This is a genomic window from Escherichia albertii (genome assembly GCF_028622335.1).
GTDB classification, from domain to species: domain Bacteria; phylum Pseudomonadota; class Gammaproteobacteria; order Enterobacterales; family Enterobacteriaceae; genus Escherichia; species Escherichia albertii.
On sequence record NZ_CP117568.1, the window covers coordinates 93,292 to 113,929 of the forward strand.

The 20,638-nt window shown below is 51.9% G+C and carries 20 protein-coding genes and 1 tRNA gene; 11 read left to right on the forward strand and 10 right to left on the reverse strand.

The window, feature by feature from the left end; translation table 11 throughout:
• Positions 1-12 precede the first annotated feature (12 nt).
• Entirely contained in the window at positions 13-1,203 is a 1,191-nt protein-coding gene (rlmI, locus tag PS053_RS00435; protein ID WP_000116313.1) for a 23S rRNA (cytosine(1962)-C(5))-methyltransferase RlmI, read from the reverse strand.
• Positions 1,204-1,296: 93 nt separating this feature from the next.
• Between rlmI and yccX the strand changes: the two genes are divergently transcribed.
• Entirely contained in the window at positions 1,297-1,575 is a 279-nt protein-coding gene (yccX, locus tag PS053_RS00440; RefSeq protein WP_000048219.1) for an acylphosphatase, read from the forward strand.
• On the opposite strand, the gene tusE is transcribed toward yccX, so the two are convergent.
• The 3 genes from tusE to PS053_RS00455 all read right to left on the reverse strand — a co-directional run bounded on the left by tusE (position 1,572) and on the right by PS053_RS00455 (position 2,947).
• Positions 1,572-1,901, reverse strand: coding sequence for a sulfurtransferase TusE (tusE, locus tag PS053_RS00445; protein ID WP_024164819.1), 330 nt, complete (start codon positions 1,899-1,901; stop codon positions 1,572-1,574). The genes yccX and tusE overlap by 4 nt on opposite strands.
• A gap of 91 nt (positions 1,902-1,992) precedes the next feature.
• Positions 1,993-2,652 carry an FtsH protease modulator YccA gene (gene yccA, locus PS053_RS00450; RefSeq protein WP_000375136.1) on the reverse strand — a complete coding sequence of 220 codons (660 nt, stop codon included), beginning with the start codon at positions 2,650-2,652 and terminating at the stop codon, positions 1,993-1,995.
• Positions 2,653-2,859: 207 nt separating this feature from the next.
• Positions 2,860-2,947: transfer RNA gene (locus tag PS053_RS00455), tRNA-Ser, on the reverse strand.
• Positions 2,948-3,388: 441 nt separating this feature from the next.
• Here PS053_RS00455 and hyaA point away from each other — a divergent pair.
• The 10 genes from hyaA to PS053_RS00505 all read left to right on the forward strand — a co-directional run bounded on the left by hyaA (position 3,389) and on the right by PS053_RS00505 (position 13,164).
• Entirely contained in the window at positions 3,389-4,507 is a 1,119-nt protein-coding gene (hyaA, locus tag PS053_RS00460; protein WP_059272123.1) for a hydrogenase 1 small subunit, read from the forward strand.
• A complete protein-coding gene (hyaB, locus tag PS053_RS00465; protein ID WP_256879329.1) occupies positions 4,504-6,297 on the forward strand; it encodes a Ni/Fe-hydrogenase large subunit in 1,794 nt (597 codons plus the stop codon). Before hyaA ends, hyaB begins: the two co-directional genes overlap by 4 nt.
• Positions 6,298-6,315: 18 nt before the next feature.
• Positions 6,316-7,023 (forward strand): Ni/Fe-hydrogenase b-type cytochrome subunit, encoded by a 708-nt coding sequence (gene hyaC / locus PS053_RS00470; RefSeq protein WP_001156755.1) that lies wholly within the window; start codon positions 6,316-6,318, stop codon positions 7,021-7,023.
• The gene (hyaD, locus tag PS053_RS00475; RefSeq protein WP_000004153.1) at positions 7,020-7,607 is read left to right on the forward strand and encodes a hydrogenase 1 maturation protease; all 588 of its coding nucleotides are present in this window, start codon (positions 7,020-7,022) and stop codon (positions 7,605-7,607) included. Before hyaC ends, hyaD begins: the two co-directional genes overlap by 4 nt.
• Entirely contained in the window at positions 7,604-8,002 is a 399-nt protein-coding gene (hyaE, locus tag PS053_RS00480) for a hydrogenase-1 operon protein HyaE (RefSeq protein ID WP_098401497.1), read from the forward strand. Before hyaD ends, hyaE begins: the two co-directional genes overlap by 4 nt.
• Positions 7,999-8,853 (forward strand): hydrogenase expression/formation protein, encoded by an 855-nt coding sequence (locus PS053_RS00485; RefSeq protein WP_000004924.1) that lies wholly within the window; start codon positions 7,999-8,001, stop codon positions 8,851-8,853. The genes hyaE and PS053_RS00485 overlap by 4 nt, the downstream gene beginning before the upstream one ends.
• 138 nt (positions 8,854-8,991) lie before the next feature.
• Positions 8,992-10,536 (forward strand): cytochrome bd-II oxidase subunit 1, encoded by a 1,545-nt coding sequence (gene appC, locus PS053_RS00490; RefSeq protein WP_059218542.1) that lies wholly within the window; start codon positions 8,992-8,994, stop codon positions 10,534-10,536.
• Positions 10,537-10,547: 11 nt separating this feature from the next.
• The gene (gene appB / locus PS053_RS00495) at positions 10,548-11,684 is read left to right on the forward strand and encodes a cytochrome d ubiquinol oxidase subunit II (RefSeq protein ID WP_256879328.1); all 1,137 of its coding nucleotides are present in this window, start codon (positions 10,548-10,550) and stop codon (positions 11,682-11,684) included.
• 12 nt (positions 11,685-11,696) lie between these two features.
• Entirely contained in the window at positions 11,697-11,789 is a 93-nt protein-coding gene (cbdX, locus tag PS053_RS00500; protein WP_000270307.1) for a cytochrome bd-II oxidase subunit CbdX, read from the forward strand.
• Positions 11,790-11,865: 76 nt separating this feature from the next.
• Positions 11,866-13,164: an AppA family phytase/histidine-type acid phosphatase gene (locus PS053_RS00505; RefSeq protein ID WP_256879327.1), complete on the forward strand. Its 1,299-nt coding sequence runs from the start codon at positions 11,866-11,868 to the stop codon at positions 13,162-13,164.
• A 167-nt stretch (positions 13,165-13,331) separates the two neighbouring features.
• On the opposite strand, the gene etk is transcribed toward PS053_RS00505, so the two are convergent.
• From etk to gfcB, 6 genes are read right to left on the reverse strand one after another with little or no spacing between them, the layout of a single operon-like run.
• Entirely contained in the window at positions 13,332-15,512 is a 2,181-nt protein-coding gene (etk, locus tag PS053_RS00510) for a tyrosine-protein kinase (protein WP_059227708.1), read from the reverse strand.
• Between the two features lie 19 nt (positions 15,513-15,531).
• Positions 15,532-15,978 carry a protein-tyrosine-phosphatase Etp gene (etp, locus tag PS053_RS00515; protein WP_002461908.1) on the reverse strand — a complete coding sequence of 149 codons (447 nt, stop codon included), beginning with the start codon at positions 15,976-15,978 and terminating at the stop codon, positions 15,532-15,534.
• Positions 15,966-17,105: a polysaccharide export protein gene (locus PS053_RS00520; protein ID WP_002461910.1), complete on the reverse strand. Its 1,140-nt coding sequence runs from the start codon at positions 17,103-17,105 to the stop codon at positions 15,966-15,968. The genes etp and PS053_RS00520 overlap by 13 nt, the downstream gene beginning before the upstream one ends.
• A gap of 45 nt (positions 17,106-17,150) precedes the next feature.
• The gene (locus tag PS053_RS00525; protein ID WP_059272114.1) at positions 17,151-19,247 is read right to left on the reverse strand and encodes a YjbH domain-containing protein; all 2,097 of its coding nucleotides are present in this window, start codon (positions 19,245-19,247) and stop codon (positions 17,151-17,153) included.
• Positions 19,247-19,993, reverse strand: coding sequence for a capsule biosynthesis GfcC family protein (locus tag PS053_RS00530; RefSeq protein WP_001038024.1), 747 nt, complete (start codon positions 19,991-19,993; stop codon positions 19,247-19,249). Before PS053_RS00530 ends, PS053_RS00525 begins: the two co-directional genes overlap by 1 nt.
• Positions 19,990-20,634: a lipoprotein GfcB gene (gene gfcB, locus PS053_RS00535; protein ID WP_001247613.1), complete on the reverse strand. Its 645-nt coding sequence runs from the start codon at positions 20,632-20,634 to the stop codon at positions 19,990-19,992. The genes PS053_RS00530 and gfcB overlap by 4 nt, the downstream gene beginning before the upstream one ends.
• Positions 20,635-20,638: the final 4 nt, after the last annotated feature.

Sequence of the window (20,638 nt, forward strand, 5' to 3'; positions counted from 1 at the left end):
CCACATTTCAAGTTACATGACGCGACAGGCAAACCCTTTCAGATATAGCCCTTCCGGGTAGGTGGCGATCACCGGATGATCGGCGGCCTGGCGGAACTGCTCTATAAATTGTACATCACGACCGGCATCAATTGCGGCGTCAGCGATGATTTTCTGAAATAAGTCGCTGGTCATCAGGCCGGAACAGGAGAACGTCAACAATACGCCGCCTTCATTCAATAACTGAATTGCCAGCATATTGATATCCTTGTAACCCCGACAGGCCCCCATCAATTGACTTTTGTTTTCGACAAACTTCGGCGGATCCATCACGATAACGTCAAACTTTTCGCCGCGATCGCGATAGGTGCGCAGTAACTTAAATACGTCATCGCGGACAAACTCCGCTTTGCTGAGATCCAGTTTGTTTAATTCAACGTTTTGCCGTGCAATATCCAGCGCTTCCTGCGAGGTATCCACGCTGACTACCTGGCTACAGCCGCCCATCAAGGCGGATACGGCGAACCCACCGGTATAAGAGAAACAGTTCAGCACGCGTTTATTTTCAACGTAGCGGCGTGTTGCCAGACGGCTGTCGCGCTGATCCAGGTAATAGCCCGTTTTGTGCCCGTGTTGAATGTCTACCAGTAGCTTCATGCCGTGTTCTTCAATCGGTAGCAGGGCAGGCGGCAGTTCTCCAGTCACTGGCCCCTGGGTCAGTTCCATTCCCTCTTTTTTGCGTACCGCCACGTCGCTGCGATCGTAAATCGCACAGTCCGGGTACAGCGTTTGCAGGGCGCTAATTAATGCCGCACGTTGATACTCCGCACCAGCGCTTAGCAGTTGCAGCACCAAAAAATGACCAAAGCGATCGATAGTAATGCCGGGCAGGCCATCTGACTCACCAGCGATTAAACGATAGCTGTCGAGTCCATCTTTTTGCGCCAGCCAGTCGCGCCACTTTTGCGCCTGCTGCAAACGACGGGTGAAAAAGGCAATGTCGATGGATTCCGAAGGATCGAAAGTCCAGACGCGCGCGCGGATTTGCGACGCAGGCGAATAAGCGCCGCGTGCTAACCATTTTCCCTGATGATCAACAATATCGATGGTTTCACCGAGGCTGGCTTTACCTTCCATACGGGCCACAGCACCGGAAAAGACCCACGGATGGCGACGAAGTAATGATTTTTCGCGCCCTTTGGCTAACACTAAACGTACACTCATAATTTACTATTCTGTCGATGCAAAGAAATGGGCGCCATTGTCCGGAGTTTTTCCCGGATTTGCAACGCGCCTATAAGGATAAGGAGCGTGGTGATGTCGAAAGTATGCATAATTGCCTGGATTTATGGTCGGGTTCAGGGGGTAGGTTTTCGCTATACCACCCAATATGAAGCCAAAAGGCTGGGCTTAACCGGTTACGCCAAAAATCTTGACGACGGCAGCGTGGAAGTCGTGGCCTGCGGGGAAGAAGGGCAGGTGGAAAAATTGATGCAGTGGTTAAAAAGTGGCGGTCCGCGTTCAGCGCGTGTAGAGCGCGTACTTAGCGAACCGCATCATCCTTCCGGGGAATTAACCGATTTTCGTATCCGTTAAATACATTTCACGGGCTTTGGCAGGCCAGCAATTTTGGTGGCTTGCTTAGCTGGACCTTTTGGAAACAGTCGGTACAGATAGCGGCTGTTTCCTTTTTCTTCGCCAAATTTATTCGCCATTGCTTTTACCAGCATACGAATTGCCGGAGAGGTATTAAATTCCAGGTAGAAATCACGTACAAAACGCACCACTTCCCAGTGTTCCGGCGACAGCGTAATTCCTTCTTTTTCTGCTATCACCACTGCCAGAGGTTCGCTCCACTGGCTGCTTTCTTTGAGATAGCCTTCGGTATCCGTTTCTATCTCTTTACCTTCAAACATCAGCATAATCATTTACTACCTTAATCAGACTGGCGGCAGTGTAACAAAAAACAAAGCCTCGCATAAAGCGAGGCTCGGTAAGTAAACCCGGACGAAATTAATCGCGGCTGGCGAAGCCCAGGATGCTCAACAGGCTGACGAAGATGTTGTACAGCGACACATATAAGCTCACAGTGGCACGAATGTAGTTCGTTTCACCGCCGTGGATGATGTTGCTGGTTTCAAACAAAATTGCGCCAGAGGAGATCAGAATGAATACCGCGCTGATCGCCAGATGCAGAGCAGGCAGTTGCAGGAAGATATTCGCTACCATCCCGATCAGGACAACAACAATACCCGCCATCAGCATACCGCCGAGGAAAGACATATCTTTGCGGGTGGTCAGCACGTATGCAGAGCAGCAGAAGAATACCAATGCCGTACCGCCCAGCGCCATCGCAATCACATCGCCCATTCCGGCAGACAAATAAGTATTCAGAATCGGGCCGAGGATATAACCGAGAAAACCGGTAAAGGCGAATGCGGAAATAATTCCGGTCGGCTTGTTGGCAGTTTTATAGGTCAGGAACATCAGACCATACATACCCACCAGCGTCAGAATCAGTCCCGGAGATGGCAGCATCAGCACCGTACTGGCTGTCGCGGTAATCGCAGAAAAAGCCAGTGTCAGGCTCAGCAGAAAATAGGTATTACGCAGCACCTTATGGGTACTAAGTAATGATGTACGGTCATGTGAAGAACTAACTATACGATCCATTGAGTCACTCTCTATGACAGGTGTAATTAATCAAGCAGCATAATGATTATGTGGGAAGGTACACAGAGGTTTTACCCATCTTTACGCATTTGATCTGGAACAGGTTTCGCACAGAATGGTTAAACCATTGAGCATGCTACAACAGCATGGTGATTTTGGCAGACAAAAGAAAAAGGGGTTAGCATTTAGCTAACCCCTTATCTTATTTGGCGGAAGCGCAGAGATTCGAACTCTGGAACCCTTTCGGGTCGCCGGTTTTCAAGACCGGTGCCTTCAACCGCTCGGCCACACTTCCGGGATGACGCGCACTATAAACATCCCGATGCGGCGTGTAAACCCCTAATGTGTTCGTTTGCCTGAAAAACAGCCAAAACTGCATTGATAGCGTGAAATAACAGCAATTTGGCGATTGCGTAGCCATAAAAAGCGGTTGTTGCGATGCCAGACGTGAATTATCAGTACAGCAACCTTTACTCCCTTCAGAACACGCCTGAACGAAAATAAGGTCTATTTTTATCGCAAAAAGATAAATCCATACAAACTGTGTTGTTTTGCGCAAAAAATTCACTACGCTTTATTAACATTACTTTCTGGCGACGTGCGCCAGTGCAGAAGGATGAGCTTTCGTTTTCAGCATCTCACGTGAAGCGATGGTTTGCCTTGCTACAGGGACGTCGCTTGCCGACCATAAGCGCCCGGTGTTCTGCCGGTGTCGCAAGGAGAAGAGACGTGCGATATGAATAACGAGGAAACATTTTACCAGTCCATGCGGCGTCAGGGGGTCACCCGGCGAAGTTTTCTTAAATATTGCAGTTTGGCTGCCACGTCGCTGGGATTAGGCGCGGGGATGGCACCGAAGATTGCCTGGGCGCTGGAGAATAAACCGCGCATTCCAGTGGTGTGGATCCACGGTCTGGAATGTACCTGCTGTACCGAATCTTTTATCCGTTCCGCCCATCCGCTGGCGAAGGATGTCATTCTTTCCCTTATCTCCCTCGATTACGACGATACTTTGATGGCCGCCGCCGGAACCCAGGCGGAAGAAGTCTTTGAAGACATCATCACGCAATACGATGGCAAATACATCCTCGCAGTAGAAGGTAACCCGCCGCTGGGCGAGCAGGGGATGTTCTGTATCAGCAGTGGTCGGCCATTTATTGAGAAACTCAAACGCGCCGCTGCCGGAGCCAGTGCGATTATCGCATGGGGGACCTGTGCTTCCTGGGGCTGCGTGCAGGCCGCGCGCCCCAATCCGACGCAGGCAACGCCTATCGACAAAGTTATTACCGACAAACCCATTATCAAAGTACCTGGCTGCCCGCCAATCCCGGATGTGATGAGCGCCATCATTACCTACATGGTGACGTTCGATCGTCTGCCGGATGTCGACAGAATGGGGCGTCCGTTGATGTTCTATGGTCAGCGAATCCACGATAAATGCTATCGCCGTGCTCACTTCGACGCAGGAGAGTTCGTCCAGAGCTGGGATGATGACGCTGCCCGTAAAGGTTACTGCCTGTACAAAATGGGCTGCAAAGGGCCGACCACCTATAACGCCTGTTCCTCTACCCGCTGGAACGATGGCGTTTCTTTCCCGATCCAGTCTGGTCATGGCTGCCTGGGCTGTGCTGAAAATGGTTTCTGGGATCGCGGTTCGTTCTACAGCCGCGTGGTCGATATTCCGCAAATGGGTACCCATTCCACCGCCGATACCATTGGCTTAACCGCGCTTGGCGTGGTGGCTGCGGCTGTTGGCGTGCATGCAGTCGCCAGCGCCGTTGACCAGCGCAGACGTCATAACCAGCAACCTACAGAAACCGAACACCAGCCAGGCAATGAGGATAAACAGGCATGAGCACTCAGTACGAAACTCAGGGGTACACCATCAATAATGCCGGACGCCGCCTGGTGGTTGACCCGATCACGCGCATCGAAGGCCACATGCGCTGTGAAGTGAATATTAACGATCAGAATGTGATCACCAACGCGGTCTCCTGCGGCACCATGTTTCGCGGGCTGGAGATCATCCTGCAAGGGCGCGACCCGCGCGATGCGTGGGCGTTCGTTGAACGTATCTGCGGCGTCTGTACCGGCGTACACGCCCTGGCTTCGGTCTATGCCATCGAAGATGCCATCGGCATTAAAGTGCCGGACAACGCCAATATCATCCGCAACATTATGCTGGCAACGCTCTGGTGCCACGATCACCTGGTGCACTTCTATCAGCTTGCCGGGATGGACTGGATTGATGTGTTAGATGCGCTGAAAGCCGATCCGCGGAAAACCTCCGAACTGGCGCAAAGCCTCTCCTCATGGCCAAAATCCTCCCCTGGCTATTTCTTTGACGTGCAAAACCGACTGAAGAAATTTGTTGAAGGCGGGCAGTTGGGGATTTTCCGCAACGGCTACTGGGGCCATCCACAGTACAAACTGCCGCCGGAAGCTAATCTGATGGGCTTTGCCCACTATCTCGAAGCTCTCGATTTCCAGCGTGAAATTGTCAAAATCCACGCGGTCTTTGGCGGTAAAAACCCTCATCCAAACTGGATTGTCGGTGGGATGCCGTGCGCCATTAACATTGATGAAAGCGGCGCGGTTGGGGCGGTCAATATGGAACGCCTGAATCTGGTGCAGTCGATCATTACCCGCACGGCGGACTTCATTAATAACGTGATGATCCCCGACGCCTTAGCCATCGGTCAGTTCAATAAACCATGGAGTGAAATCGGCACGGGGCTTTCTGATAAATGCGTCCTCAGTTACGGCGCATTCCCGGATATTGCCAATGACTTTAGCGAGAAAAGTCTGCTGATGCCTGGTGGCGCGGTGATTAACGGCGACTTCAACAATGTGCTGCCAGTGGATTTGGTTGATCCGCAGCAGGTGCAGGAGTTTGTCGATCATGCCTGGTATCGTTATCCCAACGATCAGGTCGGGCGTCATCCGTTCGATGGCATTACCGACCCGTGGTACAACCCTGGCGATGTCAAAGGCAGCGATACCAACATTCAGCAACTGAATGAACAGGAACGCTACTCGTGGATCAAAGCGCCACGCTGGCGCGGTCATGCGATGGAAGTGGGGCCGCTGGCGCGCACGCTAATTGCCTACCATAAAGGCGATGCTGCGACCGTGGAGTCGGTCGAGCGCATGATGTCGGCGCTGAACCTGCCACTTTCCGGCATCCAGTCGACATTGGGTCGCATTTTGTGTCGCGCGCACGAAGCACAGTGGGCCGCAGGTCAGTTGCAATACTTCTTCGACAAACTGATGACCAACCTGAAAAACGGCAATCTCGCCACCGCCTCCACTGAAAAATGGGAACCTGCAACCTGGCCGACAGAGTGCCGTGGTGTCGGCTTTACCGAAGCGCCGCGCGGGGCGTTAGGCCACTGGGCCGCGATTCGCGATGGCAAGATTGATCTCTATCAGTGCGTGGTGCCGACCACCTGGAACGCCAGCCCGCGCGATCCGAAAGGGCAGATTGGCGCCTATGAGGCCGCGCTGATGAACACCAAAATGGCGATCCCCGAGCAACCGCTGGAGATCCTGCGTACCTTACACAGCTTCGATCCGTGTCTGGCTTGTTCAACGCATGTACTGGGCGACGACGGCAGCGAGCTTATCTCCGTGCAGGTGCGTTAACAGCGAAGGAGAATCATCATGCAAGAGAAAAGCGACAACGTTGTCAGTCACTATGTGTTTGAAGCGCCAGTGCGGATCTGGCACTGGCTGACAGTGTTATGCATGGCGGTGTTGATGGTCACCGGTTACTTTATCGGCAAGCCGCTACCTTCCGTCAGCGGCGAGGCGACGTATCTGTTCTATATGGGCTACATCAGGTTAATTCACTTCAGCGCCGGGATGATTTTTACCGTGGTCTTGCTGATGCGGATTTACTGGGCGTTTGTCGGTAATCGTTACTCCCGTGAGCTTTTTATCGTGCCGATATGGCGCAAAAGCTGGTGGCAGGGCGTGTGGTATGAAATCCGCTGGTATCTGTTTCTGGCAAAACGTCCGAGTGCCGATATAGGTCATAACCCCATCGCCCAGGCGGCGATGTTCGGCTATTTCCTGATGTCCGTCTTTATGATCATCACCGGCTTTGCGCTGTACAGCGAGCACAGCCAGTACGCCATTTTTACCCCGTTCCGTTATGTGGTGGAGTTTTTCTACTGGACGGGCGGCAACTCAATGGACATTCACAGTTGGCATCGGCTGGGGATGTGGTTGATTGGCGCGTTTGTGATTGGTCATGTCTACATGGCGCTGCGTGAAGACATCATGTCTGACGACACGGTGATCTCCACGATGGTTAATGGTTACCGCAGTCATAAATTTGGCAAAATGAGCAACAAGGAGCGTTCATGAGCGAACGACGCATCGTGGTAATGGGGCTGGGCAACTTGCTGTGGGCTGATGAAGGTTTCGGCGTGCGGGTGGCTGAACGGTTGTATGCCCATTACCGCTGGCCTGAAGAGGTAGAAATTGTCGATGGCGGTACTCAAGGGCTTAACCTGTTGGGCTATGTCGAAAGCGCCAGTCATTTGTTGATCCTCGATGCTATTGATTATGGTCTGGAGCCCGGGGCATTACGCACTTATGCCGGAGAGCGCATTCCTGCTTACCTTAGCGCGAAGAAAATGAGCCTGCATCAGAACAGCTTCTCCGAAGTGCTGGCGCTGGCGGATATTCGAGGTCATCTTCCTGCACAAATCGCCCTTATCGGATTGCAACCCGCGATGCTCGACGACTACGGCGGTAGCCTGAGCGAACTGGCACGGGCGCAACTGCCCGCCGCGGAACAAGCGGCGCTGGCGCAACTGGCTGAGTGGGGAGTTGTGCCACAACTGGCTGAAGAGTCGCGTTGTCTCAATTATGACTGTCTGTCGATGGAAAATTACGAAGGCGTTCGCTTGCGCCAGTATCGGATGACGCTGGAGGAGCAGGGATGAACAACAACACGCCATTTAATATGTTGTGGCAACGAATGCTGGCGCGCGGCTGGACGCCAGTCACTGGAACAAGCCTTGACGACTGGCTTATGCAAGCGCCAGACGGCGTGGTGTTATTAAGCAGCGATCCGAAACGCACGCCAGAGGTCAGCGATAACCCGGTAATGATTGGCGAATTACTGCGCGAGTTTCCCGACTATACATGGCAGGTGGCGATTGCTGACCTTGAGCAGAGCGAAGCCATCGGCGATCGCTTTGGCGTATTTCGTTTTCCCGCCACACTGGTGTTTACCGGTGGTAGCTATCGCGGCGTGCTGAATGGTATTCACCCGTGGGCAGAGTGGGTGAGCCTGATGAGCGGGCTTGTCGCACAGCAACAGGAGCAAGCCTCATGAGTGAAACTTTTTTTCATCTGCTGGGACCTGGAACGCAACCGAACGATGACAGTTTCAGCATGAACCCGCTGCCAATTACCTGCCAGGTGAATGATGAACCGAGCATGGCGGCGCTGGAACGGTGTTCGCATAGTCCGCGGGTCATTGCGCTGTTAAACGATTTGCAAAAACAGCTAAGTCAACGCCAGCCGCCGCAGGGTGAAGTGTTAGCCGTTAACCTGTTAAATCTCAACGCCGATGAGCGTCACTTCATTAATACGCTTCTCGGGGAAGGGGAAGTCTCGGTGCGTATTCAGCATGCTGACGGTAGCGAAAGTGAAATTCAGGAAGCGATCTTCTGCGGGTTCTGGCGCGTACGCAAACGTCGCGATGCTCGATTGCAGGAAGACAGGCTGGAGGTAGGTCGCGCGCCACTGGTGTTGTTGCAGGCGACAACACAAAATACGCTACCGACGGATTCACTATTACCTCCTCCCATCGACGGTCTGATGAATGGTCTGCCGCTGGCCCATGAACTGCTGGCGCATGTGCGTAACCCTGATACGCAGCCACACAGTATCAATCTGACACAGTTGCCCATCAGCGAGGCTGACCGGGTTTTCCTCTCGCGTCTGTGCGGGCCGGGGAATATTCAGATTCGCACCGTTGGCTATGGCGAAAGCTATATCAACGCCACCGGATTACGCCATGTCTGGCATTTACGTTGTCTGGATACCTTAAAGGGCCCGTTGCTTGAGAGCTATGAGATCTGCCCAATACCGGAAGTCGTGCTGGCAGCGCCAGAAGATCTGGTCGATTCTACGCAACGATTGGGTGAGGTCTGTCGGTGGCTGGCGGAAAGCGCGCCGTAGTGAAAAACGGCGGCAAATATCGCTTTCAGTTCTATGAATATCGAAATTAGCGAAGATAACTACCCACAAACTATAAGGATAAAAGAGGGGATCTACTATTAATAAGCTATTTCCCTCTCTTCGCTTACAGGAGTTCGCATGTGGGATGTTATTGATTTATCGCGTTGGCAGTTTGCTCTGACCGCGCTGTACCATTTTTTATTCGTGCCACTTACTCTGGGGCTGATTTTTTTGCTGGCTATCATGGAAACCATATACGTGGTCACTGGCAAGATTATCTACCGCGATATGACGCGCTTCTGGGGTAAGCTCTTCGGTATCAACTTTGCTCTTGGCGTGGCGACTGGCCTGACGATGGAGTTTCAGTTTGGTACTAACTGGTCATTTTATTCTAACTATGTGGGCGACATTTTCGGCGCGCCGCTGGCGATGGAAGCTCTAATGGCCTTCTTCCTCGAATCCACCTTTGTTGGCTTGTTTTTCTTCGGCTGGCAACGTCTCAATAAATATCAACATCTGCTGGTCACCTGGCTGGTGGCGTTCGGTTCCAATATCTCCGCATTGTGGATTTTGAATGCCAATGGCTGGATGCAGTTCCCGACCGGCGCTCATTTCGATATCGACACTCTGCGCATGGAGATGACCAGCTTTAGCGATCTGGTCTTTAACCCCGTCAGCCAGGTGAAGTTTGTGCACACGGTGATGGCGGGCTACGTGACAGGAGCGATGTTCATTATGGCAATTAGCGCCTGGTATTTACTGCGCGGGCGGGAGCGCGATGTGGCGTTACGCTCGTTTGCTATCGGTTCCGTCTTTGGCACTCTGGCGATAATTGGCGCGCTGCAACTTGGAGACAGCTCTGCGTTTGAAGTTGCTCGTGTACAGCCGGTAAAACTGGCAGCGATGGAAGGGGAGTGGCAGACAGAACCTGCGCCAGCGCCGTTTCATCTCATTGCCTGGCCGGAGCAGGATCAAGAGCGCAATACCTTTGCCATCAAAATCCCCGCGCTGCTAGGGATCCTCGCCACTCACTCATTAGATAAGCCCGTGCCGGGGCTGAAAAATTTAATGGCTGAAACCTATCCACGCTTACAACGCGGACGTATGGCCTGGCTGCTAATGCAGGAGATATCGCAAGGCAATCATGAGCCGCATGTGTTGCAGGCGTTTCGTGAACTGGAAAACGATCTCGGTTACGGCATGCTGCTCTCCCGCTATGCGCCGGATATGAATCATGTCACTGCCGCACAGTATCAGGCAGCGATGCGAGGCGCTATCCCGCAGGTTGCTCCGGTATTCTGGAGCTTCCGTATCATGGTGGGCTGCGGCTCGCTGCTGCTACTGGTAATGCTGATTGCGCTTGTTCAGACACTGCGTGGCAAAATTGACCAGCATCGCTGGGTGCTAAAAATGGCGCTCTGGAGTCTGCCGCTACCGTGGATTGCCATTGAGGCCGGGTGGTTTATGACCGAATTTGGCCGCCAGCCGTGGGCGATTCAGGACATTTTACCAACATATTCCGCGCACTCTGCATTAACTACGGGTCAGTTGGCTTTCTCACTGATCATGATCGTCGGGCTTTATACCCTGTTCCTTATCGCCGAAGTCTACCTGATGCAGAAATATGCTCGCCTGGGGCCGAGTGCGATGCAGAGTGAACAACCCGCGCAGCAACAGGGGTAAAGGAGGGAGTCATGTTTGATTATGAGACATTACGGTTCATCTGGTGGTTACTGATGGGCGTGATTCTGGTGGTCTTTATGATCACCGACGGATTTGATATGGGGATCGGCTGTCTGCTACCGCTGGTTGCACGTGACGATGATGAACGTCGGGTAGTCATAAACAGCGTTGGCGCGCACTGGGAAGGCAACCAGGTCTGGCTGATCCTCGTAGGCGGAGCATTATTTGCCGCCTGGCCCAGAGTCTATGCCGCGGCGTTTTCCGGCTTTTATGTGGCAATGATTCTGGTTCTGTGCTCGCTGTTTTTTCGCCCGTTGGCTTTTGATTATCGCGGCAAAATCGCCGATGTGCGTTGGCGTAAAATGTGGGATGCCGGTCTGGTTATTGGCAGTCTGGTGCCGCCTGCGGTCTTTGGGATCGCATTCGGTAACTTGTTACTCGGCGTGCCATTTGCCTTTACACCGCAATTACGCGTGGAGTATCTCGGTACTTTCTGGCAGTTGCTTACACCATTCCCATTGCTGTGCGGCTTGCTCAGTCTGGGTATGGTGATTTTGCAGGGAGGCGTCTGGCTGCAACTTAAGACCGTCGGCGTCATTCACCTGCGCTCGCAACTGGCGACCAAACGCGCAGCGTTGCTGGTGATGTTGTGCTTTTTACTGGCGGGTTACTGGCTATGGGTCGGTATTGATGGCTTTGTGTTGCTCGCTCAGGATGTTAATGGTCCGTCGAATCCGTTAATGAAAATGGTCGCTGTACTGCCAGGTGCCTGGATGAATAATTTCATCGAATCGCCAGTATTGTGGCTTTTCCCGTTGCTGGGGTTCTTCTGCCCGTTGTTGACGGTGATGGCGATTTATCGGGGGCGCCCAGGATGGGGATTTCTGATGGCTTCATTAATGCAATTTGGCGTGATTTTCACTGCGGGCATCACGTTGTTCCCGTTTGTCATGCCCTCAAGCATCAGTCCAGTATCCAGTCTGACATTGTGGGACAGCACTTCCAGCCAGATGACGCTGAGCATTATGTTGGTCATCGTGCTGATATTTTTGCCCATTGTGTTGCTCTATACATTATGGAGCTACTACAAAATGTGGGGGCGTATGACGACAGAAACTCTCCGCCATCACGAAAACGAGCTGTACTAAGGAGCAGGAACGATGTGGTATTTACTCTGGTTCGTCGGCATTTTGTTGATGTGTTCACTCTCCACCGTAGTGTTAGTATGGCTGGAGCCACGTCTAAAAGGTTAACGAGCGTAGGTCTGATGTGACGCATCAAGCGTCGCATCAGACCTTAATGCGAAATATGCAAAACGGGAACCTGGCGATGAAAGCGATTTTGCTCCCTTTTTTTTCTCTTCTGCTTCCGTTAACACTGTCGCCTGCATACGCTCAGAATGAGCCGGAGCTAAAGCTGGAAAGTGTGGTGATTGTTAGCCGTCATGGCGTGCGTGCGCCAACCAAAGCAACATCACTCATGCAGGATGTCACCCCCGATGCATGGCCAACCTGGCCAGTAAAACTGGGCTGGCTGACGCCGCGCGGCGGCGAGCTGGTCTCTTATCTTGGGCATTACCAACGTCAGCGTCTGGTGGCTGATGGTTTGCTGGCAAAAAAGGGATGCCCGAAACCGGGGCAGGTCGCGATTATTGCCGATATTGACGAACGCACCCGTAAAACGGGCGAAGCTTTTGCAGCCGGACTGGCGCCCGGCTGTGTTCTTCCCGTACACACTCTGCCAGACACTTCCCGTCCCGACCCGTTGTTTAATCCCCTTAAAACCGGTATTTGCCAACTGGATAAGGCAAAGGTGACCGGGGCTATTCTCAACAGGGCAGGGGGATCGATAGCCGGATTCACTGAGCATAGGCAAACGGCATTTCGCGAACTGGAGCGGGTTCTGAATTTTTCTCAATCACGCTTGTGCCTCAAACGAGAGGAACAAGGCGAAAGTTGTTCGCTGACCCAGGTATTACCATCGGAACTCAACGTGAGTAGCGACAATGTCTCATTAACCGGAGCGGTAAGCCTGGCATCAATGCTGACAGAGATTTTTCTCCTGCAACAAGCACAAGGAATGCCACAGCCGGGTTGGGGGCGAATTACCGATTCACAGCAGTGGAATACCTTGTTAAGTCTGCATAATGCGCAATTTTATCTGCTACAACGTACGCCAGAAGTTGCCCGTAGTCGCGCCACGCCATTACTGGATTTGGTCCTGACAGCGTTGACCGCGCATGGCCTGAAAAAACAGAGCCATGGCGTAATGCTTCCGACGTCACTGTTGTTTATTGTCGGACACGATACCAATCTGGCGAATCTGGGCGGCGCGTTAGGGCTTAACTGGACGCTGCCAGGCCAGCCAGATAACACGCCGCCGGGTGGTGAACTGGTGTTTGAACGCTGGCGTCGGCTAAGTGATAACAGCCAGTGGATTCAGGTTTCTTTCGTCTTTCAGACTTTACAGCAGATGCGCGATAAAACACCGCTATCACTGAAAATACGGCCTGGAGAAGTAAAACTAACTCTTGCCGGATGTAAGGAAATAAACGCGCAGGGTATGTGTTCGCTGGTGGGTTTTACGCAAATAGTGAACAAAATGCGCATACCTGCGTGCAGTTTGTAATGCACAAAAAAGAGCATTCAGTTACCTGAATGCTCTGAGGCCGATGATAAACGTAGAATTGCCTGATGTGCCATGCTTATCAGGCCTACGTAATTCTGCAATATATTGATATAGCATTATTTTGTAGGCCGGATAAGGCGTGAGCGAAACGCGCTTTGCCCTCAGTTTTACTCTTTATCAGAGTAGCTATAACCGTAATAGTTATAGCCATAACCGTAGGCGGTGCTGGCGCGTTTAACCACACCGTTGAGGATTGCACCTTTAATATTGACGCCCGCCTGTTCCAGACGTTGCATCGACAAGGCTACCTCTTTGGCGGTGTTCAACGCAAAACGAGCGACCAGCAGGCTGGTACCGACATAACGGCCCACGACTGCGGCATCACTTACCGCCAGCATCGGCGGCGTATCGACAATCACCATATCGTAATGCTCGTTAGCCCATTCCAGTAGCTGGCGCATCCGATCGCGCATCAGCAGTTCCGACGGATTAGGCGGCACCTGACCACGGGTGATTACATCGAATCCCCCTTTGCCGAAAGACTGAATTACCTTACCGATTTCATCTTTGCCTGTCAGATATTCAGATAAACCATGCTCATTACTCACGTTAAACAGGTTATGCGAATAACCACGACGTAAGTCAGCATCGATGAATAACACTTTTTGATCGGACTGGGCTATCACCGCGGCCAGGGTTGAACTGACGAATGTTTTACCGCTGTCAGGCGTCGCACCGGTAATCATCAGGACATTATTCGCCGACTCCATCATGGCGAAGTGCAGACTGGTACGTAACGCACGCACAGCTTCCACGGCGAAATCCGCCGGGTTATCCACCGCCAGAAAGGGGATATTTTTCGTACGGTGACGTTGCTGATTCGAGAACCAGCTCTTCTTGCGCAGGCGCATACGCTTATCCAGCCACTCAGACATTGGGATGGTGGCATAAACGCTGATACCTTGCTCTTCCAGCTGTTCCGGCGCTTCCACACCACGACGCAACATGGCGCGTGCGAGCACGGCACCGACTGAAATAAACAGGCCGAGAATAAAACCAAGCACCACATTCAACGCTTTTTTCGGTTTTACCGGCTGCGGCTGAGTCACTGCCGGGTCGATAATCCGCACGTTACCAATCGCACTGGATTTCGAAATGCTTAACTCCTGCTGGCGGTTAAGCAATTGCAGATATACCGCGCGGCCCGCTTCCACGTCACGGCTTAAACGCAGAACTTCCTGCTGAGTGGAAGGCATTGCCGATACGCGTTTATTCAGGCGTTTACGCTCCTGCTCCAGCGTCTGGCGTTTTTCCAACAGCGCACGATAGGTCGGGTGATCTTTCTTATACAGCTGGGAGATCTCTGCCTCACGGAAAGTCAGCTCGTTGAGTTGATTATCAACATTAACAATCTGCTCAAGAACGGCTTTAGCCTCCAGGTTCAGGTCGACCGAATCACGTTGCTGACGATAGGCGTTCAGCTTTTCTTCCGCCTGATCCAGCTCACTACGTACTTGTGGTAACTGACGCTGCAGGAACTCAAGACTTTGTGAATCCTGCGCGGCCTGGCGTGCGATATTCTGCTGCAAATAATTGTTAGCGATGCTGTTCAGAATATGAGTGATCAGTTGCGGATCATCACCGGTCATGGTGAGTTCCAGCATCCCGCTTTCTTTACTGCGCTCGCTAACGGTAAAGGTTTCCTGCAGGGCGTTAATCGCTTCCAGTTCCGTGCGCTGACTCAGGATAAACTTCGTCCCCGGCTCAGCCTTCATGTCTGCGACGGTAAGTGCAATGCCGTCTTTTTCCACACGCTGGCCGATTGTGCCATTAACGGTGAAATCTTCACCTTCCAGCGTATAGTGACCGTTTTCCCCAACAGTCAGCGTCAGTTTCTGGTCCTGACCATTCAGTTGCGGGATATGCATCCAACTGATAGCCAGTTCACCTGGCTTCTCTTTGGTTAATCTCGCCCAACCACGACCGACGATCGGAAAGTACTTCTGCTCAACAATGTCACGCAGATTAAGCTCCGCAATGGTTTTGCCCAGAATCATACGTGATTGCAGTAGCTGGATTTCCGGCGCCGATTCGGGCGAGGAATTAGGGATCATATCGCTCAGGCCGCTAAGAATAGCGTTACCTTGTTTTTGCTCGACCTGTACCAACGTGTCCGCCTGATAAATCGGCGTACTGAGTAGCGAATAAGCGACGGCGATCAGCGTGAACAACGTTGTTACGCTAATGATCAACTTACGGTGATCCCATAATTCGCCGACCAGACGAAGCAGATCGATCTCATTTTCCTGAGTGCTACCTGGCGGCGTATTCATATTTTTAGTTGTCATCGTATTTTATAAACTCAAATTACCGGCTGAGGCGCTTCGCCCATTCCTGACTGGCGCGCTCCAACATACCGTAAACATGTTCAAATGCGTCCTGGCTTTTACGATAGGGATCCGGGATCTCTTTCTGTTCCAGCCATTGCCCAAAAAGCATTGTCTTCCCGCGCACCTCGGGAGCTATTGCGGTAACCTGAGCAATATGCTCTGACTCCATTGCCAGAATCAGATCGTAATTACGAGCCATCTCAGCGGTTAGCTTACGTCCGGCGTGTCCTTCGAGCGACACGCCATGATTAGCGGCAACATCTGCCGCTGTCGCATCGGCAGGGTGTTTTACCAGACCATGAATGCCTGCCGATTTGACTTTTACGCCCGGTAAGCGTTTACGCAGCAACCGTTCGCCAATCGGCGAACGGCAAATGTTGCCAGTGCACACAACCAGGATAGAGTTAAATTTTAGTTGGGCCATGTTTGAATCCACCGTGAAGTCTCTGTCAGGTCATGCACCCCGGAAATCGTCGGTACCAGCAGAGAAATCACACGGTTCCAACGAGCCAGAGGGGCAGTAGTGACATAAACAATGTCGTAAGGTTCAAGCTGGAATTCCGTTCCGAGTATCATTGCTGATGCGTCCTTCGCATTCAGCTGATAAATATTGGCGATTTTGCCATTCTGCTTGTTTTGCGTTGCACGAATAACAAAAATTCCCGTCGCGTCGGCGACATCCTGATTCATACCCTCGGCGTTGCCTAAGGCTTCCGCCAGCGTCATACCGCTGCGATCCATTTTGAGCGTACTCTGTTTACCCACTTCGCCCATCACGAAGACTTTCAGGTCATCGTTGCGCGGAATAAACAAAATATCGCCTGGATGCAGCAGTTTGTTCTGACGCAAGTCGCCACGCTGCATTAGCGCGTAGAGGTTGATTTTGGTTTTAACGCCATTCTGGGTTAACACGACATTGCGCCAGTCAGCATCAGCAGTCAGGCCGCCCGCGGCGTTAATCGCATCCATAATGGTCAGCGGGATATTGGTAATCGGCTGCTGACCGGATTTAGTCACTTCGCCGGTAACGTACGCTTTCTGCGAACGGAACGCCGCGACACTGACATCCACCTGCGGACTTTCAATCACTGCATCCAGACGCGCGGTAATTTCATTACGGACTTGAGTAAGGGTTTTCCCCGCTACTTTCAAGCGACCAATGTAGGGGTAGAAAATCGCGCCATCGGCGTTAACCCAGTTACCCGTATCGCTGGCGCTACGATATTGACCCGCTGGCGTGGTGAGTTCCGGGTGATCCCAGACGGTGACCATCAATACGTCGCCAATGCCGATGCGATATTCATAGTTCGCGATTTGCTGCTCAAGCTCCGGGTTAGCCTGCGACATAATCGGCTTTGCGCGTAGTTGATCAATCAGTCCTGGTGTGACGGGATAGATATTGACCATTTTGTCCAGATCATACTGGTTGTCAGGTAATTCGATGACATCCTTATTACTGGTCGATAAATTCTGACCAGGAACAAGGGTACATGCTGTTAAAGACAGAACAGCTAATGTCAGTACCGAAAATTTAAAAATGTTCTTTTTCATTGGTTTATATTTATCAGTCAATGTAACGTTATGAATCGTTTCAGGTTATTGTCCAACCGGTACTTCTCGCTCTGCCGTCATTGGATAGAGCTGGTATTTCCGTGAGAGCATTTGTCCACCGTCACGCGTCAATGGCGTCCATGAAATCGTCGCACGGTTGCGGTTAGGTCCAATGGTCATCAAGTCGAACGGAATCGAGATATAAAAACCTTTACTAAAGCCGCCTTCGCCGTAGTCATCTTTCGACACGTTACTGAGCGCCGCCCAGACACCTACCGCCACGCCGCTGTCAAAGCGTTTTGCTACGTCAATCGTTGCCCCTTTATCCTTCGCCAGATACTGACCAACGCTGAGTTTCATCAGCACGCCGTTAAGCGTCGGCGGATTCCAGTACGCCGTCACAAAACCTGTTGGCGTGGAATAATCGGTGAAGCGCATCATGTTGTCCCAGTCACGCTGCTTCACGTAGTTAACATCTACACCCAGCGCCCAACTGGCATCGAGCGGACGATAAAGCAGCTCGGAACCGACACCGGCATACATGGTTTCCAGATAGCCGCCATATACCTGGCCGTAGAATCCATTGCCCAGATCGGCAAAGTAGTTCGTCTGTAAGTTGTTGAGATAGACATCATTACGTACGTAATCGCGGATATGCGTACGTACGCGGGGCAGGGTAGAGTCCGCAGGTAACAACGACGACTTAAATTTGTCGTAGTTGTTGTAAATATTGGTGAAAATGCCGCCATCAAGCAGCAAATGATCGGTAAACCAGTAACGAGCGCTGGACATCAGACCCAACTGGAACATATAGAAATCTTCCGGCCCGCCCAGTGACTGTGACAACGTTGGATTGAAAGAATAACTAAAGCGGTCTTCGCGAATACGGTAACCGCGACCAAAGGCAGAAAGATCGGCTGCCTCAACACGCTGTTGTTGCAGTTGCTCTGGTTTACCTGGCGCAGTACCTGCCAACTGTTTACGCAGGCTGGCAACGTCGGTTTCAGTCGTCACCATCGCCATATGCTCACGTTTTTGCGTCACACTAATCTTCTCGACGCCCTGCGGAAGGTTATTCACCAGAATTCGATTAGCGCGATCGACCGCCTCGCGTGAGTCGCGGTATTTGTACTGCTCGCCGGACATATACAGCGTCTTATCGTGCAGTTGGATTTCCGGCGCTTCAAAACCTGCGTTGTACTTCAGCGCGGTAAGTTGGTTCGCCACTGTGGTGTACTGCAATCCTTCAGACTCCGGCGCAGGTTGATACGCCGGTTTTGGCGTATCGCGCAGGGCAGGGCGCAGATCGTTGAAGTTGGTCCGTAACGTGAAGCCAAACATCAACGTGTTGCCACGCTCATAGCTAAGGTTGAGATCTGCCCAGTTAGCGGCACGATACACGGCGCCGAAATTGAAATGACTTGCCTGCGGCAATTTACCCGCAAAATCATTCTGGTAATTGTTGCCGTCGTATTCGAGTTTCAGACGCAGAGGATTCCACGGCGTTTGATACTCGATACCGCCAAAAACAGAGGCTGGACCACGAAAGATATCGCTAAAACTGATATCTCCCGCATCGTGAGACTCCGCGCGATGGCAATATTTATCGCTTATCCGACAAAACGGGTTGGTAATATTGCCCGCATTACCGGCATAACCCCAGGCCATACCGAGAGTGAAATCGAACGGACCCGCTTGTTTGCTGGCGACCAGATATTCACCGTCAAACAAACCCGTACCCGCGATATCGCGTTTACCAAATGCCACTTGCGGCAGCCAGTAACCTTCTTCCCACAGACGAAGTTTAAAATCGAACGATTTGTCTTTATACGACTGGTCGCCGCTGAAATCTTCCCATTGGCTATATTTGCGCGTACGGACATCCGTATAACGAATGGTTCCCTCCAGCCACGGAAATAGCGCCACAGAAGTGGAGTAGAAACGGTACTGGTCGTTATCCCGGTAGTTGATGCTGAATTCACCTTCCGGCGCGATACGGGCATTAGGCATTTGCAACAGCCCGGTGCCGCCAAAGTCCGATTGCGAAGGGCCCACCGGATCAGGATAGGTTAATACTTCAGCATGACAGGCACTGGAGACGGCAATGGCCAGGCAGCTTAAAAGATAAGAGTTCTTCTTCATCAGTCAGGAACACGTTGCGTTAAAACAGACACAATCTGGTTATTTAAATCAGCATATTTTTCTGGGAGAACGTGCGTGGAAAAGCCCAACCAAAGCTGACTGCCTGGCGGTGGCTCAACATGTCTTTTATTCCACAAGGCGACGGGCGCGACGACAGTCTTGCCCTCCGGCGTAATAACGAAGACGTTATTGCTGTCAGCGCCCGCCAGACGGGGGTGATGTTGCAGATAATCTGCAACGCTACGGCCCGCCCGCCAAGGTAATTGACCGGCCCCGGAGACAGCGCCCAATAAGGTGATTGTGCTCGGGCGCTGTACGGCATAGAGCGCATAGTCGCCGACCAGTGGGCGATTACTGTCCTCATCCACACGCACAAAGTCAGGATCCAGTTCGACCGATAAGCGGCCTGTGATATTGAGATTGGTCAGTTGCTGACGAACGAATTTAATCGTTGCAGCCACATCGTCATCGGCTTCCGCTTCCCAGGAAGCCAGTTGCGCCATGACATGCTGGTAATCTTTATCGGCTTTGGCTTTTGCCGCAGAATCAGTCAGCAGAGCGCCAGGCCACCAGAGGCGATCGCGCAATTGTGGTTGCGTCACCAGTTGAGCTACGTTTTCCACCGACTCGACAGATAACGCCTGTTTCTCGCCCGGCAGATAGACGGTTACCGAGCCCTGCGCGAAGGCATGGGGCGTTATCACGTAAAGGACGCTGGCAATAAAATACGACGGTAATTTATTCATGGTGCGGGTTTAAGAAATGTCATTTCTACGGGAATTACCCCTGCGCCTAACATTTGCCGACTTTGACGAACCTGGCCAGTGGCCGAATCGACCCAGAATGTATTTTGCCAATGTCTTTCTGGCTGTGCGGAAGTAACGTCTTCCTGCCAGACATTGCACAGTACATTGCGACCAGCAATATTCAGCGTCTCTAATCCAGCAAAGGAAAACGTGGAGCTGACGGTCGCAGAGCGAAAATGGTTATCTTCGCTCCAGAGAATATCACGCGTCCAGCTGCTGCCATCTTTTAATGCCAGCGCATTACGCAATGGGTCCTGCTGATAGTTTGTCACTTCCTGCAGATTATTATTAAGTTTGACGGTTTTTAACAGACGTCCATTGTGGGTAACCAGCATGGCGTTATCCTGGGATAACCATTTGCTTTGTTCTTGTTCTATATATCCCAGTACCACAAATATTCTTTGCCCATCATTCAGGCGTAAATACATGGTGGAATAAGGCAACGCCTGGATCTGCTGATCCGCGATAGTGATGTCCTGATTATCGAAAAGACCGGCACGAAATGTATCAACCATACTTTGTTGACTGTGAGTACATCCCGTCAGAAATAGTGCGAAAATCGATAAAATAAGCGGGCGCACCTTT